Below are 19367 nucleotides of genomic sequence, written 5' to 3'. Positions count from 1 at the left end.
AAATATATCCCCTTAATTTAAAACTCGCAATTATAGCATTTTTACCTTTAGCTAAATCACTTAACCCCAATAGCGAAATCAGGTACCGATGAAGGTATGATAGTTGTAGGTTTTTGCTTGCCATTTGTCAACTTTTTGACGTTTGAAGTAACATAAAGATCTATCTCTTTTATAGTTACTGTTCCATCTTTGTCATAGTCAGCTTTCATACCATCCAAACCATCTATAAAACTTTTTGTAAAAGCACCGTGACCCCACTCTTTTTTCTCGTAAGAGTAACCACTTCCAGTAGTTGCTGTCATGACTACACTACCGCTTCCTGAGTTTATGATGCTCTTTATAGCACTTGTTATGTCACGTCTAGTACCTGTTATATTTCCACTATGACAAGTATCTGCTATAAGTATTACTTTCGATGGCAGATTACTCATAGTATCTTGTATCTCTGTCCACTTCACGGCTGTTCGTCTTAACCTATCCAAGTTTGCATCATGACTTAAAAAGTAATAAATTCCCTTATCGTCATTAACTCCATGACCTGCTACAAATACGATAACAACATCTTTGCTTGTAGCCTCTCTTTCTATCCAGTCAAGTCCATCTAATATGTTGTCACTATGAGCGTCAGAATTTACAAGAGTTTTTACAATTACATCTTTATATATCTTACCTTTTTGAGCCTTGAACATTTTAGCCATAGACTTAGCATCTTTATCTGCTACTCCAAGATTATACTCTGGATTTTCATACTTGCTAACCCCTATACTGAGCATATACAGAGTCGGTTTATATATATTTGTAGTTTTTGTGGTTTTCGTCGCATAAACAAGAACTTCATCACTCATAGCAAATTTATTTCTAGCCTTTATGCTTATAATATTTTCACCAGAATCAAGGTCTATAGTTATACTTTTAGAGTTTTTACTCTTTTTCTTTTTAAAGCCTCTTGTATTTACACGTTCACCATTATGTAAAATGATGATCTCTTTTATATCTTCTTTAGAACTCACACTAAACTCTACTTCTAAAGATTTTTTTGAAGTTTTAATGTTTGAGCTACTTAGTAGACTAACCACTGGAGGGAGTGACTTAGCCACATTCACACTATTAACTTTTTTAGTTTTACCGGCAAATGCTATTGCCTTATCTTCACTACCGGTTTTCCAGATAGATGAAATAATATCAGGCCTAAATAGAGTATCAAAGTACTTATCACTTCCTACGTATCTCGCCTGATTGTATGGTCCTTGGTTTATATGATAACCAACATACTTATCACCACCCACAGATGAGTTAAAGTAACCTCTATTTGACCAAACAACCCACTCATTATCATTACTTACAAATATACTTAGCATCGGGTATATAACTTTTGATGAATCAAGATTACTAAGACGACTTAGATCCCACACTTTTATGGTCTGGTCATCATTACCGCTGACAAGTTTGTCTCCATCTACTGCAATAGACCACACCTCTCCAGTATGTCCAACTAAAGAAGCTACTTCAGTTCCACTTTTACTGTATATTTTTATGTGTCCACCACTTCCACCACTTACAACATAATCTTTATACCAGCCATAACATCTGTGCTGATATCCATTATATGATTCTCTTACTATTTTAGCTTTCACATCCCCATTTTTATTTATGTTTAGAATTACATCTTTTTTGCCATAGTCTCCAGCACTTGTAGTAAGTGAATAGTTTCCATTTGTTGTTGAGATTCTATGAAAATACGATTCTTCTTTAACTTTTGAGATATTAAAGTTTCTCAGATTAATAGAGTGTTGAAGTTTACTTAGTCCACCTGACTTTGTCCATTTTTTTGCCCAAGATATTTCATCCCCGTTTATTCCTACACTCCACACTTTATCGCCTACACCCTGCATCTTTTTCTTTAGTGTAGCACTATTGACATCCCATATAGCGATCTCACTCTTTATTCCACCCGTACTTACAGCAGTATTATTATCTAAAAAACCTACTGCAATGGATATGTTTTTGTGTCCTTTAAAAGAAGTCTTTAAGCTATAGTTATCATTTACATTATAAATATTTACAATGTTTGGAAGGTTACTACTCCCCGTTATAAGCATCTTCTCATCTTTACTAAAATTTAAGCCTTCTGGTCTTGTATTGGTTGTTATTTTTTTAACAAAGTTTAAATCAGAATCATAAATAAGTATCTCTTTACCTTTTCCACAAGTTGCAATCTGATCTCCGAAAGGATTTGAGACAGCCAGACTTTTTAGTTGATAGTCACTGCGTTGACTTTTGACTATCTCTCTACTTTTCATATCATAAAGAGCTATTTTATGGTCATATGCAACAGTTACAGCATAGTATTTTCCTTGCTTTTTGATGATCCTTCCACCATAGACATCTTTGGAGTGAAAAGTTATAGTGTCTATAAGAGCAAAGTCATCATTTACATTCCAGATTTTGGCTGTATCATCGGCAGATGCTGAAATCATATACTTTCCATCTTCGCTAAATGAAACATCATTGATAATATTCGTATGGGATTTTAATATTTTAAGCAGTTTACCTGTTGAGTAATTATGTATTCTGATCCAGTGAGACTCTTCATCTTTTCTGGCTTTATTACCTGTATATTTTCCTAAATATCCACCAACAGCTAAATATCTTTCATCTTCACTAAGAGCAATTGTATATATAGAACCTGCCGCACCGATGTCTATCTGTCCAAGTATCTTTCTCTTCTCAACTCCACTTCTATCCCATACCCTTATTGTCTTATCGTCACCTGCAGTGATAATATCTCTGTCCTTAGTGATAACCATATCTCTTATAAGACCTGTGTGTCCATGAGTATCAAGTTTTAACATTGCTTGACTAGCACCAAACATAACAGTCGTAACTACACTAAATAGTAGCAGTAAATAGACATGATTCCTCATAATATCACCTTAAATAGTTTGAAGTAGTTTTAAAGCCTCTTTAACCAGTGAACCTGTGTCATCACCACTACATGCACTTAGTGCTTTAGAGATTTTGTCCTTTTTAAAGCCTAGTGATTCCAGAGCTTCACTTGCTTGGCTAAAGGCTATGCTTTTAGGTGCATCTGTAGAAGATAGAAGCTCCACATCAAAACCATTAAGTTCCACCAAGATGCGCCCTGCACTTTTAGGACCTATACCAGGAACTTTTTTTACCCCGTTCATATCTTTATTGTTTATCACTGTCGCAAACTGATTAGGTGTGTATGTTGAACAGATTGCCATAGCGACCTTTGGTCCAACACCGCTGATCTTTATGAGTCTGGCAAACATTTTTTTCTCTGCCATATCCAAAAATCCAAATAGCAGTTGTGCATCTTCACGAATTATTTGCGTTGTTAAGAGTTTGACCTCATCATTTCCCAAGGCAGAAAAAGTATGTAACGAGATAAAAACTTCATAAACTACTCCTCTAACATCAACATGTACAAATGTTGGCTCTTTATATACTACACTACCATTTATTCCAACTATCATCTACTCTTTAACCGCCTCAATCTCATATCTTCCATCTTCTAGCTCAACTATTGCAAATATCTTATCCGGTGAACCTTCTTCCGGTTTAAGTGATACTTCTATCGGTGGGTCAACCAACTTAAATATTATCTCGTTGTGTCCAATCCATCTATCTCTATTAATGATTCTTGCGTCAAAGATATTATCTTGAAAGGAAGCTGTTTTTGTAGTCAGTAAAGTTAACTGGTCATTCTTTACTTCAAACTCTCTTTTAATAGTCACTAAGTGCTCTTGAACTTTTTTAAACTGCTTATATTGCTTTACAAAAGAACTTGGCATCTTTACACCGTTTTTCTTGTAGTGAATCAAACGTTTTTTTACATCATTATATGTTGATTGATTCTCTTTTACAAGAGTTGTATACTTATCAATCTCATTTTTTATATTTTTAACCGCGTTAGCCAGCTCTAAGATGCTGTCTTGGTTTTCATCAAGACCATCCTGAGCAGACTTCTTTAAAAGAGGGTCTATAGTAAAAACATTTTCACTTCCCTGAAGCTTTTTGATCTCTATCAGTCTCGAAGCAGTTGCATGAACATAAGAACCACATAGTTCTATCTCAATTTCTTTAGCACGTATATTTCCACCCATAGCCTGAACAATATCAACCCTGTCTCCGTCTATCTCTCCATGTTCCAGTCTAGTTATATGGATATTTTTTCCATATGCTTTTCCCTTATGAATATTGATTTGAAGATTGTCTGCTCTTACAGTAGCAGTCTTGTGAGTCTGACCACCTACGTTAGCTTTAAGTGCTGTTACTTTAGCATTAGACCCGACATTACCATCAATGTCTATCTCACTAACTTCAACAACCATTCCGGTACCTACAGCATCTTTAACAGCGTCTGTCTCTTTTACACTTATATTTACATCTGAATCTACACCGGCTGAGATAGAACCGGTAGTCTTAAAACTAATCTCACCTATATCAACATCAGACTTTATCGTATACAAAGTTCCATCAAGAGCGATATATCCATTTTCAACGGCGCGGTACTCTATATTTTTCTCAGAGTCAATTACTTTTATAGTATCGTCAGTAGTAAATGTAGGTACATTTTCTTCTATCGGTTCCTTAGGCTCCATAAACTCACCACGACAGTTTCTACCAGGTTTACCCTCTTTAATCTTTACATATTCAATAAGAAGTTCATCTTTATGAACACTCTGGATAAAACCTCTGTTTGCATAATCTACTTTATCTTTTTCATTAATAGTATCTTTTTTATCATAATGGAAGATTAGAGCATCGTTTGTAGTAGGTGTCGGTTCATACGCTTCAGCTATCAGATGCGTTTCACTTTTGTCATAAACAGCTGTCTCTTCTACTCTGACATGAGCAACTATTTTTGAGATTTCATCTGCTAACATCTCATCAAAGATATTTATCAAGATATTTGCACGAACTTTACTCTTGTTAATAAGTATTAAAAGTTCTTCTTCAAACCTTGGATTAAAAGAGACTTTAGAACCCTCTCTGATGCTCAGATATATTTTACATTTAGTTGCATTGGCACCAACAGCTAAATGAAGGTCACCATATGGATCATTATCGATTTTTGAAAAGATCTCTATCTCATACATCTGTTTAATTTGAAAGTTTTTGTCAAGGATGGCGCCCTTGTCTTCTAACTCTGAGAGTTCTTCCTCAGTAGCTTCTTCCCAGTCTACTTCTTTATCACCCTTATTAACTCTTGTATATGTTTGTACTTCTAGTATATTGAAATCTATAGAACTAACATTTACATCATTAGATTTTGCGATTGACATCAACTCTTTTGCAACGTTTTGTGTACGGACAACAGTTGGTCGAATCTTTTTGGATGATTTAGTAGTCTTATTGTCTGAGCCAAACAGTGCCATTTTTTCCTGCCAAAAATAAATTTTAAAAATAAACCCTCTATTTTAATCAAATTTTTGTTAATAGTATGTTAAAGACCTTGAAAAACAGTACCCTTGGTGCTTACAAGAGATTTCAACACTCACTAAACTCTAGAGTTTAGTCGTCTTTGTAACCTCTCCTTGTATCATGTAGATATCTTTTTTATTTAAAGCATCCAAAGTTGTCATATTACTTACACCCGTAGCTATTAGGGAGATACCAGCCGAATCTGTGATCAGTCTAAGAGCGGATAAAATATGTTCATTTTGATCTATAAAATAATTTTTATCTGCTTTAATATATACAGGTCTAAAATCTTGTAAATATTGATAATCTGTACTTTCACCAATAAAATCTACTATGCCTATGTCTATTGAGTATTTGTCAAATAAAGCTTTATATTGCTTTATCTCTTGAGAATTTGTATGAAGCAATTTATCTGGCAACTCAATAATCAATTTAAACGGTAAATTTGAAGCATAAATGGAGAAAAGATTTTTCATATCATTATATGTGTCATCATGCATGACGTAATCGTAAGATAGCTTAAGGGAACATACACTTCCACTTAGTTTTGTATCTGGTTTTGTAAATATCATATTTAAGATATTTTTATAAATACTGTTACTTAGCTCTAGTTGATTTGCATGTAACATAAATTCATCATAACTGTACGTAGTGCCATCATCTGTTTTTATCATAAAATATATGGACTTATAAATGTCTTTTTGATTTTCAGTATCTACTATATCCCATGTTGTCAATGAGAAATTATTTTTCTCTATAGCATTAACTATAACACTTTTCCATTCATCTTTACTCATAATCTCAGAGGTATTTTCAACTTTTTGTAGATATTTATTGTTTTTTAAATATTTTGAATGGGTAAGTGCACTATCCGCTCGTGCTAAGAGTACACCGATTTTATCTTTGTAGCTATACTCGCTGAGTCCAATTGCTACATATACTTCAGAAGGCTCAAGGTCATACTCCTGCACGATATCTTGAATGAAACTATCTATACCATCGACTAATATGACTCCGTCTTCATAAGATAAGTCTGGAATCAATATAGAGAATTCCACCGGGTTCATTCTTGTTACTATTGCATGTTGATGTTGACTTGAATAATCTCTGAGCACATCGGCTATATCACACAACATTTTATTAACATTTTCACGACCTATGACATCATTCGCTTCTATCAAACCACTTATTTCTATGATTATATTTATTCCACCTTTTGATGAGGAATCTACTGTTAAATACTCTTGTGCTTTATGCATAAAGTATTTACGGTTTTTAAGTTTAGTAACTTTATCTGTGTACTCTAACTCTTTTTGTTTTTGAAGGGCTTTATTTCCTTTGTCAAACATAGCTTTAGCTTTTATAACCATAGTATTCATTCCAACAACTACATCTCTAAACTCTTTTGTGAAGATATCTGTATCTTCTACAACAAACTCATTTCTAACAACAGCTTCAGCCTGTAGTTGAACCTTTTTAAGTGGTTTCAATATTACAATTAGAACAAAGTTTAATACAAAAAGACCTATTGTTGATAGAATTGAAAACGATATAAATAGACTTTTTAAAATCTCATATAATTGAGTATAAGCATATGATACATTGCTCTGAACATTTAAAATTCCAATGGGATTCCAACCTGCTGAAACATTTGCCAAGGCTATAGGCGCTTGTAAATCAATAGCATTTAAAAACCATGCGGGAACATTTGGCATATCATTGTGAGCCTTTCTCTCATGCAGTAGTTCATCATCTAAATCTACTAAAGATATATACCCATAATGCCCACTGTCAAAATTCGCATCTATCATGATAGACATCATAGAAATGTCACCTTTAGCACCGGCTAATGATAAGCTAAGAGAAGTTGCCGTATTTTTCGCATCTTCATATAGTCTTTGGCTAACTGATTTACTTGCATTTTTAAAGTTTAAAAATAAAACAGTTGAAAGTAAAATTATCAAGAATATTGATAGTAGTATTGCTATTTGTCTAAAAAGTGTCATATTTTCCCCATTTTCATATTATATATTAATTTATCCCATTTTTTGTGAGATTTTTTCTTTTTACCTTTTTTTAATAAAGTCGGATTAAAGTTGTAAATTGGAATCAAGTCTTTCCTTTGTGATGCTTTAAATATTCTATGATTATTGTTATCTAGCACTAGCGGATCAGCTTTTTGTGTTTTAAAATAAGTTAAAACCATATGTATTTCTTTAAATTTTGTAGATTTTACATAAGTAAGATACAATTTTTTGCTATCTATTCCAAGGTGCTTTAGGGCAAAGTATTTTGAGATTACATAATCTTCACAATCACCTTTATCTTTACCTAAAAACTCCCAAGGAGTAGCCCAATAATCATCTTCATTATAAACATTTTTATCGGTTGCATATCTCACTCCGTTATAAAAATCATTTATTTCTTTTAACTGCTCTAACTCATTTAGTTTTTTATTTGCATCTATGGTTTTTTGAAGAAAATGAAATCTGTTTTTTGCAAATTTGCCATATTTTTTTGTAATTCTTTCAAGAAGTTCGTTGTCAATGTAAGTTTTTTCTGCAGAAAATAGAGTCGCAGAAAGAATCGATATTAATATACAAAGTCTAATAAACTTCAATCTTTCTGCCTTAATAGATTTTAATTTCTTTAATATTATAATCAAAACTTCTTTTTAAAGAGATAATAAATAATGTAGTTTTACACATTGTTTTGTTAAACTTTCATAAAACCTATAAAACAGACACAAAGAAGCCCATGTTTAAAGCGATTTTCACGAACAGTTTTGGAATTTTATTTTCAAGAATTTTAGGATTTATTAGAGATCTATTGACAGCATCCGTTCTTGGTGCAAACATATATAGTGACATCTTTTTCATAGCTTTTAAACTGCCAAATCTTTTTCGCCGTATCTTTGCAGAAGGCGCATTTACACAGGTCTTTATTCCGGCATTTGCCAAGTCTAAACACAAGGGTGTATTCTCAGCAAACATCTTTGTAGTCTTTTTCTCTATCATACTCATAATCACTCTGCTTGTAAACCTTTTACCAGCATTAGCTACACAAGCCATAGCAGTAGGTTTTGACGCGGCGACTATAGACTTGGCATCTCCGTTTGTGGCTATAAACTTTTGGTACTTGCCACTTATATTTGGGGTTACATTTTTAAGTACAATGCTTCAGTACAAACACCACTTTGCGACATCAGCTTTCTCTACTGCTCTTTTAAACTTATCGCTTATTTTAGCTTTACTTCTCTCACAAGACAAAGAACAAGCAGAGATAGTCTACTACCTTAGTTGGGGTGTAGTTATCGGTGGGCTTATGCAACTTGGGGTTCATGTTATCGCCATATATAAAATGGGACTCTCTAAACTTCTAATTGGCGGATTCAGACACCTAAGAGTAAAGTCTAAAATCATCAAAAAAGATACAAGAGAGTTTAGAAGACAGTTCTTTCCTGCCATGTGGGGAAACTCAACTGCACAAGTGAGTGCATTTCTAGATACTTTTTTAGCCTCTTTTCTCATCACAGGCTCTATCTCTTACCTCTACTACGCTAACCGCATCTTTCAACTCCCTCTTGCTCTTTTTGCTATTGCAACATCTATAGCACTTTTTCCAAGAGTTGCAAGGTACATAAAAAACAAAGACGAAGAAAAAGCCCTACTCTTTTTGCAGCGTGCTTTTTGGTTTTTAGCATTTTTACTTACAGCAAGTGCCATTGGCGGACTTGTACTTTCACGAGAGATAACTTGGCTACTTTTTGAGAGAGGTGCATTTAGTGCCCAAGATACTCAAAACACTACCCTAGTTCTGCAGATGTACATGATAGGATTACTTCCTTTTGGTCTTCAAAAGCTCTTTGTCCTATGGCTCTACGCTAAAGAGATGCAGATGAAAGCGGCAAAAATAGCAACCTTCTCTCTAGCCACTTACATCATCTTCGCACTCTCGCTTATATCACCCATGGGAGTAAGCGGTCTAGCTCTTGCATCTACAGTCGGTGGTTTTGTAAGTTTCACTTTGACTATAAGAGTCTTCGGAGTAAAAAACTTCTTTGAGATGCTAAACTCTAAAAACACTCTTTATCTTGTGCTTGGGGCTGTCGTTTTTACTGCTTTACTTTTAGTTTTTAAAGACTTTATTAGTTCTTATATTTAAAAAAGGTTATTTCAGTCTAGCTCCCATGCTCCGCTTGGGAGTGTCTATGTATATTTATTATTTGTGTGCATTCCCAAGTACAACTTGGGAACGAGAAAGAACCCAAGAGCGGGTTCATATTGCTCTCCTTAAACGTTATATTGCAGAAGGTAGTAAATGAGACTTTGGTCAATACATCCAGGCTATTTAGATTCAAAAGGTTTAGTTGCATTGTGGAGAGAGGGACTATTGGCGCAAAATGTGTTGCTTGGCAAGACAAATGGCTACAAGAATCATCCACAGCTAATTAGGTTCAAAGATGCTGACAATTCTAAAACCGCTATAGGTTCTTATCTGCGGAGTGTGGCGGATGAGGCAGATAAAAGAGATTATAAGTTTAACAGGGAAAAGATACCAAAGAGTGGAGAATGTAGTCTTATAAAAGTGTCCGAGGGTCAGATTAAATACGAATTCAAGCACTTGTTGAGCAAATTAAAGCTTCGTGATCCAAGTCGTTATCAGGAATTGAAATCTCTTGAAAAAATAAAAACCCATCCTTTATTTACCGAAGTAGACGGGGGAATAGAAGAATGGGAAGTCGTTCATCAAACAGCAACAAATATCCTAGATTCACATTTTTAGCTATACTCAAAGAAAACAGGAAATTATGAATAGTTTAAAAATCAGAGACCTATCATATAAATATCCAAGCGCAGCCCAACCCATTTTTAGTGCCCTAAATTTAGACTTTGAAGAGGGATGGAGTGCTATTACTGGGATTAACGGTTCTGGTAAAAGTACACTTTTAAAACTAATATCAAAAGAACTAAAAACCGAAAAGGGGTTGATTATTGGTAATGACCTAGTGGTTTATTGCGCACAAAGTACAGAGTTTCCCCCGCAACAGCTTGAAGAGTTTATGATGACTTTTACAAAAGAGGCGTATAAGCTAAGAGACCTTTTGCAGGTCAAAGATGAATGGTTAGGCACTTGGGAAACTCTGAGTCATGGTGAACGCAAACGACTACAACTCGCAGTTGCACTTTCAAGTGAAAGTGATGTTCTAATGGTCGATGAGCCGACCAACCATCTTGACTCTCGTTCTCAGGCAATAGTAATTGAGGCACTTAGAAGCTACAAAGGAATAGGCATCTTGGTCAGTCATGATAGAACTTTACTAGATGCATTAACACAACAGACTATTATGATAAAAGCAGGAGAAGTCTTAAAATATAGATCGAAATTTTCTTTGGCTCACCTTGCCTATGAAGAGACACTCTCTCACAAGAAAAAAGTAATCTCTGAACAGGAAAATGAGCTAAAAAAAATCAACAGAGTCGTTCAAGTCCAAAGAGAGAAAGTATCACTTGCTAAAAAGCGGTTCTCTAAAAAAGGTATTGGTAAATCTGACAGCTCGATGAAAGAGAAAATTAACGGCGCTATTTTGACTGGTAAAGATAAGCATGATGGGCAGATGCTACAGCGTACAGTTACTAAACAACGTCACTTAAGTGAAAATATGAGTAAACTCTCAAAAGAGTATGCAACAGGTATCAGCTTTGAGGCAGATATTGCCAAACACAATTTCCCCATAGCACTTGAGAAAAACTGCATTACACTTTTTGAGTCAACACAACTCTGTTTTCCAAGGTTATCAGTAGATATTGGAGATAAAGTAGGTATCAGCGGTGAAAACGGTGCTGGTAAGAGCACATTTATAAGCTATTTTATAGAAAAGATTGATTTTCAACATGACTATCTTTACATACCTCAAGAGATTACAGACAAAGAGGCAGAGCAACTTTTTTCTGATATCAGTAACTTAAACAGTGAAGAAAAAGGTGAACTTTTCACCCTCGTTCAAAGACTAGGCTCAGATGCCAAAGCACTGCTAAACAGTAGTATACCGAGTCCGGGTGAAGTAAGAAAACTGCTAATAGCCGAGGGGCTATTAAAGCACCCTTCGTTGATCATTTTGGATGAGCCAACCAATCATATGGATTTGGAGTCTATAGAGTCGTTGGAGGCTTCTTTAAAAGAGTATTCAGGGGTGCTACTATTCATTACTCATGACGAGACTTTTTTAGAGAACTTAAGTACGAAGCGATGGGTGTTTGACAAGAGTCAAAATCAAGCTTATACGGTTCAAGAGATATTGTGATTTTAGATATAATTCAGAAATTATTTTAACTCGCTAAGGATGAGATTTATGATTGCTATTATCGGTGCTGGACCTGCTGGTCTGATGGCGGCACAAGTTTTATCTGAAGCGGGTTATGCACCAACAGTGTTTGACGCGATGCCTTCTGCGGCACGTAAGTTTTTAATAGCAGGACGTGGGGGTTTAAACCTAACACATGCTGAAGACTTTGACCTCTTTTCAAGCCGCTATTTTGAAGCCCAACCTTTTTTACAACCTGCGCTTGATAACTTTAGCCCAAATGACATGCGCTCTTGGGCGAAAAGTCTTGGCTATGAAACCTTTATTGGCTCTTCTGGTAAAGTCTATCCGCTAGATAAAAAAGCAGCACCCCTACTCCGTACTTGGATACATAAACTCAAAGCAAACGGTACTCAGTTTAAAATGAAACATCGTTTGGTGGGTTGGTCTAATGATGTTTGGCAGTTTGAAACTCCTGATGGGCTAAAAGATTATTCATTTGATGCAGTTATTTTGGCTTTAGGTGGCGCATCTTTGCCACACTTAGGTTCAACAGGCGCCTGGACAAAGATGCTCAAAGATAAAGGGCTAACAATCACCCCACTTAAACCTGCGAATATGGGCTTTAATGTCTCTTGGTCAACTGTGTTTAAAGAGAAGTTTTCAGGAACACCGCTAAAAAATGTAGAACTTAGCTTCAGAGATATTAAAGGTAACCTTCATTCAAAATTGGGCGAACTCTTAGTGAATGAGTATGGGGTTGAAGGCAGTTTAATCTATACACATTCTAAATTTATAAGAGAGCAAATAGAGAAAAAATCTCCCTTTAGAGTCTACTTAGACCTCTTTCCTCATCGCATGGAGAGTCAGTTAAAACAACAGTTGATGGCAAACCAAGGTAAGAAGAGTTTGAGTGCTTTTTGGAAACGCTTAGGATTGGATGGTATTAAGGCTTCTTTATTGAGAGAGGTTTTAGTAAAGGAGTCGTTAACAGATCCTGATTTAGTAGCAAATACGCTTAAAAAGTTTCCCTTAACATTAGAATCTTATCGACCTATTGAAGAGGCTATTAGTACAGCTGGAGGCTTAGGTTTTGAAAATTTAGACGAGCATCTGATGCTAAAGGATTTTCCTAGAGTATTTTGTGTTGGAGAGATGCTGGATTGGGAAGCGCCAACTGGAGGCTATCTATTGACAGGTGTCATGGGGCAAGGTAAACAGGCGGCACGAGGTCTTTTGAAATTGTTAAATAGATATAAAAGCTAAATAAACTTACTATGATATAATCACGAATATAATAACTTCTATAAATAATTACAATCATAGGAAATTTTCAGATGTACATATACGACTCAGTACAAAAAACAAAACGTGAGTTTACTCCACTTGTAGAGGGAAAAGCCTCTCTTTATGTGTGTGGACCGACTGTTTACGATGACGCGCATCTTGGTCATGCTAAGAGTGCTTTAGTATTTGACCTTCTTTCACGTGTGCTAAAAGCTAACGGCTACGATGTAACTTATGCTAGAAACATCACGGACATCGATGACAAGATCATAAAAAAAGCTGTAGAGTCCGGTAAAGAGATAAAAGAGATTACAGACTTCTATACAGATGCATTTCACAAAGAGATGGATGCCATCGGTGCATCTCGTCCAGACATAGAGCCAAAAGCAACAGAGTCTCTTGATGCTATGTACGAACTTATCCAAAAGCTTTTAGACTCAGGACATGCTTATGAGACTTCTGAGGGTGATGTTTACTTCGATACTTCAAGTGATAGCGAATACCTAAAACTTTCGCATAGAGTTCAAAACGAAGATGACAAGCAACAGAGAGTTGAAAGTTCTTCTATGAAAAAGAACCCTGCTGACTTTGCTATGTGGAAAAGCGTAAAAGATGACACTATCACTTTTGACTCTCCATTTGGTAAAGGTCGTCCGGGCTGGCATCTGGAGTGTTCTGCGATGATAGAAAAACATTTAGCTCACGAGGGTGCAGAGTTTGCTGTAGATATCCACGGCGGTGGAGCTGACCTGCTTTTTCCTCACCATGAAAACGAAGCTGCACAGACTAGATGTGGAACTAACCACGCACTTGCAAACTACTGGATGCATAACGGTTTTGTAAACATTGACGGCGAGAAGATGTCTAAGAGTTTAGGGAACAGCTTCTTCTTAAAAGATGCACTAAAAGAGTATGACGGAGAAGTTCTACGTTTTTACCTTTTAAGCACTCACTACAGAAGTAACTTCAACTTCAACACTGAAGACCTTGTAAGTTCTAAAAAGAGACTTGACAAGATATACAGACTTAAAAAGAGACTTTTTGGGCTTGCTGACTGTACAGATGCTACTCCATTTAAAGAGGCTCTACTAAAAGCTCTAAGTGATGATATGAATGTATCTACTGCTCTTGCACTTATTGATGAAATGATATCAACTGCGAACGAGACACTAGACACCGCCGGAAAACATAAGTCACTTAAACGTGAGACTATCTCAAACCTTGCATACATAGAAGAAGTTCTAGGCTTTGGTGCTAAAAATGCCTTTGAATACTTTCAGTTTGGTGTAGATACTCATACAAAACTTAAAATATTCGACCTTATAGTAAAACGTGACGAGGCTAAAAAAGAGAAAAACTTTGAAGAATCCGACAGACTTCGTGATGAGATATTAGCCTTTGGTGTAAACATAATGGACACACCACAAGGTACTTTTTGGGAAAAGGTGTAAGTATTTTATAAATACTTACATGTAGATCCAAAGCTTATGAAGCTATATCACAGCTAACATTTTGATAAGCATTTGAAAATTCTTTCTTAAAGTCTTCAGCAGATTGTAGCATTGCAAGAGTTGCCTCTCCTCCGTGTTCACCATATAAAATATCGTCGATTCCATCCAAGATATCCTGAAATGTTATCAATTTAGACGAGTAAGATTTAGATAACCCAATAATTCTACTGACTATCCAATCATCACCAATATTGTTTAGCGTTTTTTCCAACGCATTTTTTGTATTATTATCAATATTTATATCTTCTATATCTACGAAAGAACTGCCCATCGTTATCCCTTGTTTTATTTAAATAACTAATATGCCGATATTATACTTCGTTAAAATAAAATTATCTTTATTTAGCAAGCATATTGATGTAATATTCGCTATCATTTCACATAAATCAAACTAATAAAAGAATTACATTGACTATTAAAGATATACAAACACACTTACAAGAAAATTCAAAAGATTTAACAAACGAGTTTAAAAGACTTTTTCATGGACGCGGTGGGCTTTATGAAGGCTGGAAGCATCTGACTATTGATTCTATAGACGACATTCTAAGTGTTGCTCTTTATTTTGAAGAAGAGAATGAAGCAGAACTTATAGAGATGCTAAAGTCATATATTGCATCTAGCAGACATAAGACTATAGTTCTTCAACGCCGTTATATAAAAGGTGCTCCTAGTGAAGTTATAGTCGGAGAGTTAGCAGATGAACTTTTTGTAATTGAAAACGGTATGAAGATAAAGCTAAATTTGCTTTCAAATCGTAACAGCGGATACTTTCCTGATATGAAAAACGGTAGAGAGTTTGTAAAATCAAACTCTAAGGACAAAAGCGTTCTAAATCTGTTCTCATACACTTGTGCTTTTAGTATAGCTGCTATGATGGGCGGTGCATACAAAGTATCAAACATTGATATGAGTAAAGGCGCACTAAGCACAGGACGTACAAATCATCATCTTAATGACATAGATACCAGAGGTGTTAGTTTTCATCCATATAACATCTTAAAATCATTCTCACGCATAAAGAAGAAGGGTCCTTATGATCTTATTATCATCGATCCTCCAACCTTTCAAAAAGGTAGTTTTGAGGCTACTAAGGACTACAGAAAGCTTATTATGAAGCTTCCACAGATTGCATCTGAGGATTGTACACTTCTAGCCTGTCTTAACTCACCTGATCTGGATATGGACTTTATAAAAGAACTTATAAAAGAACTTGCTCCTACTTTCAAGTTTGTAGAACGTCTTGAAAACGTAAAAGAGTTTGCAAGTGAAGATGAAAAGAGAAGTTTAAAAAACTTAGTCTTCCAAAGGTCAATAAATATAGTATAATAATGCTATGAATAAACAAAATACGTTAAGTATAAACAATGACTAAAACTAATGAGAGTACTTTAGAAGTCAGAGAAGAGCTGATGCATCTAGCATCATCAAATCTCTTTTCATCCTCTCTCGCAGTCATTCTCAACGCTATAATAGTTTCTATTATATTTTGGAATATTGCAGATAAGACGTTTTTATCTCTTTGGCTACTAGCTATAATCATTCTACTAACTTTACGTAACATACAAGCAAAATCATATTTAAAAACTATTCAAAAACAATCACTTGAATCTCTAGAAAAAAGCTTTAAGGGAAAAGCCCTTCTAACTTCTGTCATTATCAGTGCGGGTATATTTTTTATGTTTCCTGCTGATAAACCATATCATCAAGCATTTCTAACTATGATTATGGCTGGTTTATCAGCCGGGACAGTTATGAGCCTTTCTGTATACAAAGACCTTGCCAGAAACTACTTACTAATACTACTCATTCCATTTACATTTGCCATGTATCAGCTCGGTAGTGAGATACATATTCTAATGGCAGTGCTGATAGCTCTATTTTTAATGTTACTTATTACATTCTCAAAAAAATATCATGACAAAATCATAGAACTAATCACATCAAACATGCTAGTACTGGAGTCAGAAAAAGAGCTAAAACTGTCTGAGAGTTATTTTACTTCTATATTTAAAGAAGTTCCTATAGGTGTATTTACCTATGACAAAGACCTTATTATCACAGAGGCAAACAACTCTATTTCTGAGTTACTAAACACTCCGGTACATAAACTCATAAATTTGGATATTAAACTAGCTAATGACCAATCTATAAGACCATCTCTTGATGTTACACTTCATGGTGAGAAAGGTTACTATGAAGGGTCATATCATACACAGATATCAAATGAAACGATCTGGATAAAGATGCAGGCTGTTCCTATGTATGATATCAACAACAATATTAAAGGTGGTCTTGGGATTGTTGAGGATATTACAGGACGTATTCAAGCTGATGAAAAGATTCGTCATCAAGCTTTTTATGACCATTTAACAGGTCTGGCTAATCGTCTAACTCTTAATGATCGTCTTGAACAGCAACTTGCAAGGCTTGCAAGACATGATCGCTATGGATCTATACTTTTTATAGATCTAGACAACTTTAAAACTATTAATGACTCTTTAGGTCACCATATCGGAGATATTCTTCTTAAAACTTTCGCAAAAAGAGCCTCTACTATCATGCGAAAAGAAGACACTATCGCAAGACTGGGCGGTGATGAGTTTGTTATACTATTATCAGACTTGAGTGATAATAAAAACCACGCACTAGAGTACTCACATAATGTAGCAAAAAAACTTCATAAACTTATGAAGGAGCCTATAGAAATGGAGGAGCATACTCTATATATCACACTAAGTATAGGCATAACAACTATATCTAAAGAAGAGGAAGATATAAACGTTATTTTAAAACATGCTGATATTGCCATGTATAAGGCAAAACAACTAGGTAGAAATACTACATGCTTTTTTGAACAAGAGATGAGTGAAAAGATAGAAAGCCAACTTCTGCTTGGTAGTGAACTTCGAGAAGCTTTAAAACACAATCAGTTTGAACTATACTATCAACCTATAGTTGAGACAAAAAGTTCACATATCACTTCATGTGAAGCACTCATCAGATGGAATCATCCTACACGTGGAGTTATATATCCAGATGATTTTATACCTTATGCCGAAGAGAGTGGACTTATTCTCTCTATTGGAGACTGGGTGATTGAACGTACTTGTATAGACTATAAAAAAATAAAAAACAAGATAAAAAACATATCTATAAACATTAGTTCCAAACAGTTTAACCAAGACAATTTTGTAACAAAGATTTTAAAAACAACACAAGAGTACAGCGTTGATCCAAGTGCATTAAAACTTGAACTTACAGAGTCGGTTGCACTCGATAATCTTTTAGCAACTACTGATAAGATGAACTTACTAAAATCTCACGGTTTTACAATCGCTATGGATGATTTTGGTACAGGTTACTCATCACTTTCATACCTTAAAAACTTACCGTTTGATTTTCTAAAAATCGATCGTAGTTTCATTCAGAATATACTTGACAATGAAGATGACGCTTCTTTAGTTAAAACTATTTTAACGATTTCTAAACAGTTTAATTTTGAAGTTATTGCAGAGGGTGTAGAAGAGAAAGAGCATGTAGATTTTTTGAAAGACTTGAATTGCGAATACTATCAAGGGTATGTAATGTCTAAAGCCCTTCCAGTTAACAAGTTTGAAAAATTCCTAAATGATAGAGAAGTGTCATAAGGTAAAAAGCCTTAAAGACTTTCTACTTTGGAAAACTACTCATCATTTTTGTAATGATAGAGTTTATATACTCTTTTCTTTTTTGAGGGGTCTTTTGCTCTTTTAACTCAGCTACTCCTGTAGCTCTCCAGACTATCTTTTCATTCTTAGGGTTTAATGCGTCTATAACCAAAGTGCCTTCATCGTAGTTGTATGTACTTGTTGTCGCAATCATGGCTCCGCCATATCTATACATACCATATCCCATCATCTGATAATCAGTTTGAATATCACTTTTTTTCTCTACATTTACATGAAATACAAAGATAAGATCAGCCTCTTTCTGAGATACTTTTTTATAACCCTTAGCTTGCAAATCTACTTCTAAAGAGTCTATTATCCTGTCATTTGAAAGTGTGTCTTCACCGGCTTTGTTTTCATGTTTAATAACAAAACTTTTTTGTTTAGAAAAGTCAAAAGTATCATCATAGTCTGTGCTTACCTGAAGAGTAGAACAACCTGTAAAAAGTGCTAAAGCGCTAAGTAATATACTAATACGATTCACAAGTGAGTGTTTTATCATGCAAGATCCTCACAAAAGTTGGCTAATACTCCAGCCTTTAACATCTTATATGTCTCTTCACCTTTTAACTTCTTAACTATTGCCAGAGCAAAACATATAGCTGTCCCCGGTCCGCGAGATGTCATAACATTACCATCTTCTACAACCATCGCTTTATCGCCCAGATATCCATCTTCTCTTATTTGCTCTTCCACCGATGGGTAACATGTGTAGTTGTGCTTTAGTACACCTGCTTTATTAAGTGCAAACGGTGCAGCACAAATCGCAGCAATATTTTTACCTTTAGAATCCATCTCTTTTAAAATTCTTTGAACATTTTCATCATCTGCTAATGCATATGTTCCATCCCATCCACCTGGTAGAATAATCATATCAAGAGTATCTACACCTATGTCTCTTACTTGCATATCTGTTTGAACAGTTATGCCATTTGCACCTTTTACAAGCTTCTCTTCATCCAGTGAAGCCACCAAAACTTCTATTTCTGCTCTTCTTAAAACATCTATTATCGCTACTGCTTCTATCTCTTCAAAACCACTAGCTATAGGTACTAAAACTCTACTCATAATATCTCCTTTATTAAATCATTACCTTTATTTTAG

General features: G+C 35.0%; 15 protein-coding genes. 7 read left to right on the top strand and 8 right to left on the bottom strand.

Annotation, left to right across the window (positions count from 1 at the left end; all coding sequences use genetic code 11):
- Positions 1-56: 56 nt before the first annotated feature.
- The 5 genes from ABZC13_RS10510 to ABZC13_RS10490 all read right to left on the bottom strand — a co-directional run bounded on the left by ABZC13_RS10510 (position 57) and on the right by ABZC13_RS10490 (position 8071).
- Complete coding sequence (locus tag ABZC13_RS10510) at positions 57-2924, bottom strand: caspase family protein (protein ID WP_373003259.1); 2868 nt, start codon at positions 2922-2924, stop codon at positions 57-59.
- A gap of 9 nt (positions 2925-2933) precedes the next feature.
- On the bottom strand, positions 2934-3500 hold the full coding sequence (ruvA, locus tag ABZC13_RS10505) for a Holliday junction branch migration protein RuvA (protein ID WP_373003256.1): 567 nt from the start codon (positions 3498-3500) through the stop codon (positions 2934-2936).
- Positions 3501-5405, bottom strand: a complete 1905-nt coding sequence (locus tag ABZC13_RS10500) for a flagellar assembly protein A (RefSeq protein ID WP_373003253.1) — start codon at positions 5403-5405, stop codon at positions 3501-3503. It abuts the gene before it with no gap.
- A gap of 129 nt (positions 5406-5534) precedes the next feature.
- Positions 5535-7457 (bottom strand): LapD/MoxY N-terminal periplasmic domain-containing protein, encoded by a 1923-nt coding sequence (locus ABZC13_RS10495; protein ID WP_373003250.1) that lies wholly within the window; start codon positions 7455-7457, stop codon positions 5535-5537.
- On the bottom strand, positions 7454-8071 hold the full coding sequence (locus tag ABZC13_RS10490) for a transglutaminase-like cysteine peptidase (RefSeq protein WP_373003247.1): 618 nt from the start codon (positions 8069-8071) through the stop codon (positions 7454-7456). Before ABZC13_RS10490 ends, ABZC13_RS10495 begins: the two co-directional genes overlap by 4 nt.
- Before the next feature lie 137 nt (positions 8072-8208).
- Between ABZC13_RS10490 and murJ the strand changes: the two genes are divergently transcribed.
- The 5 genes from murJ to cysS all read left to right on the top strand — a co-directional run bounded on the left by murJ (position 8209) and on the right by cysS (position 14493).
- Complete coding sequence (murJ, locus tag ABZC13_RS10485) at positions 8209-9615, top strand: murein biosynthesis integral membrane protein MurJ (RefSeq protein ID WP_373003244.1); 1407 nt, start codon at positions 8209-8211, stop codon at positions 9613-9615.
- A gap of 156 nt (positions 9616-9771) precedes the next feature.
- Entirely contained in the window at positions 9772-10236 is a 465-nt protein-coding gene (locus ABZC13_RS10480; RefSeq protein ID WP_373003241.1) for a pyrimidine dimer DNA glycosylase/endonuclease V, read from the top strand.
- A 25-nt stretch (positions 10237-10261) separates the two neighbouring features.
- Positions 10262-11755, top strand: coding sequence for an ATP-binding cassette domain-containing protein (locus ABZC13_RS10475; RefSeq protein ID WP_373003238.1), 1494 nt, complete (start codon positions 10262-10264; stop codon positions 11753-11755).
- Between the two features lie 48 nt (positions 11756-11803).
- Entirely contained in the window at positions 11804-13021 is a 1218-nt protein-coding gene (locus ABZC13_RS10470; RefSeq protein ID WP_373003234.1) for a TIGR03862 family flavoprotein, read from the top strand.
- A 71-nt stretch (positions 13022-13092) separates the two neighbouring features.
- Positions 13093-14493 (top strand): cysteine--tRNA ligase, encoded by a 1401-nt coding sequence (gene cysS / locus ABZC13_RS10465; protein ID WP_373003231.1) that lies wholly within the window; start codon positions 13093-13095, stop codon positions 14491-14493.
- A gap of 34 nt (positions 14494-14527) precedes the next feature.
- Here the strand turns inward: cysS and ABZC13_RS10460 are convergent, their stop codons facing one another.
- Positions 14528-14824 carry a hypothetical protein gene (locus ABZC13_RS10460; protein ID WP_373003228.1) on the bottom strand — a complete coding sequence of 99 codons (297 nt, stop codon included), beginning with the start codon at positions 14822-14824 and terminating at the stop codon, positions 14528-14530.
- A 137-nt stretch (positions 14825-14961) separates the two neighbouring features.
- Between ABZC13_RS10460 and ABZC13_RS10455 the strand changes: the two genes are divergently transcribed.
- Complete coding sequence (locus ABZC13_RS10455) at positions 14962-15882, top strand: class I SAM-dependent methyltransferase (protein ID WP_373003225.1); 921 nt, start codon at positions 14962-14964, stop codon at positions 15880-15882.
- A 38-nt stretch (positions 15883-15920) separates the two neighbouring features.
- Positions 15921-18203: a putative bifunctional diguanylate cyclase/phosphodiesterase gene (locus tag ABZC13_RS10450; protein ID WP_373003222.1), complete on the top strand. Its 2283-nt coding sequence runs from the start codon at positions 15921-15923 to the stop codon at positions 18201-18203.
- 22 nt (positions 18204-18225) lie between these two features.
- On the opposite strand, the gene ABZC13_RS10445 is transcribed toward ABZC13_RS10450, so the two are convergent.
- Entirely contained in the window at positions 18226-18765 is a 540-nt protein-coding gene (locus tag ABZC13_RS10445; RefSeq protein WP_373003219.1) for a DUF4136 domain-containing protein, read from the bottom strand.
- Entirely contained in the window at positions 18762-19331 is a 570-nt protein-coding gene (locus tag ABZC13_RS10440; protein WP_373003216.1) for a DJ-1 family glyoxalase III, read from the bottom strand. The genes ABZC13_RS10445 and ABZC13_RS10440 overlap by 4 nt, the downstream gene beginning before the upstream one ends.
- Between the last annotated feature and the right edge of the window lie 36 nt (positions 19332-19367).

Source organism: Sulfurimonas sp. (assembly GCF_041563035.1).
In the GTDB taxonomy this organism is placed as follows: Bacteria; Campylobacterota; Campylobacteria; order Campylobacterales; family Sulfurimonadaceae; genus Sulfurimonas.
This window is presented reverse-complemented; position numbering and strand designations above follow the sequence as displayed.

Bases quoted from the DNA above. Each gene is read 5' to 3' on its own strand.
- ABZC13_RS10440 (WP_373003216.1), bottom strand. From the start codon at position 19,331: ATGAGTAGAGTTTTAGTACCTATAGCTAGTGGTTTTGAAGAGATAGAA.
- murJ (WP_373003244.1), top strand. From the start codon at position 8,209: ATGTTTAAAGCGATTTTCACGAACAGTTTTGGAATTTTATTTTCAAGA.
- ABZC13_RS10470 (WP_373003234.1), top strand. From the start codon at position 11,804: ATGATTGCTATTATCGGTGCTGGACCTGCTGGTCTGATGGCGGCACAA.
- ABZC13_RS10500 (WP_373003253.1), bottom strand. From the start codon at position 5,405: ATGGCACTGTTTGGCTCAGACAATAAGACTACTAAATCATCCAAAAAG.
- ABZC13_RS10480 (WP_373003241.1), top strand. From the start codon at position 9,772: ATGAGACTTTGGTCAATACATCCAGGCTATTTAGATTCAAAAGGTTTA.
- ABZC13_RS10475 (WP_373003238.1), top strand. From the start codon at position 10,262: ATGAATAGTTTAAAAATCAGAGACCTATCATATAAATATCCAAGCGCA.
- cysS (WP_373003231.1), top strand. From the start codon at position 13,093: ATGTACATATACGACTCAGTACAAAAAACAAAACGTGAGTTTACTCCA.
- ABZC13_RS10510 (WP_373003259.1), bottom strand. From the start codon at position 2,924: ATGAGGAATCATGTCTATTTACTGCTACTATTTAGTGTAGTTACGACT.
- ruvA (WP_373003256.1), bottom strand. From the start codon at position 3,500: ATGATAGTTGGAATAAATGGTAGTGTAGTATATAAAGAGCCAACATTT.
- ABZC13_RS10445 (WP_373003219.1), bottom strand. From the start codon at position 18,765: ATGATAAAACACTCACTTGTGAATCGTATTAGTATATTACTTAGCGCT.
- ABZC13_RS10495 (WP_373003250.1), bottom strand. From the start codon at position 7,457: ATGACACTTTTTAGACAAATAGCAATACTACTATCAATATTCTTGATA.
- ABZC13_RS10450 (WP_373003222.1), top strand. From the start codon at position 15,921: ATGACTAAAACTAATGAGAGTACTTTAGAAGTCAGAGAAGAGCTGATG.
- ABZC13_RS10460 (WP_373003228.1), bottom strand. From the start codon at position 14,824: ATGGGCAGTTCTTTCGTAGATATAGAAGATATAAATATTGATAATAAT.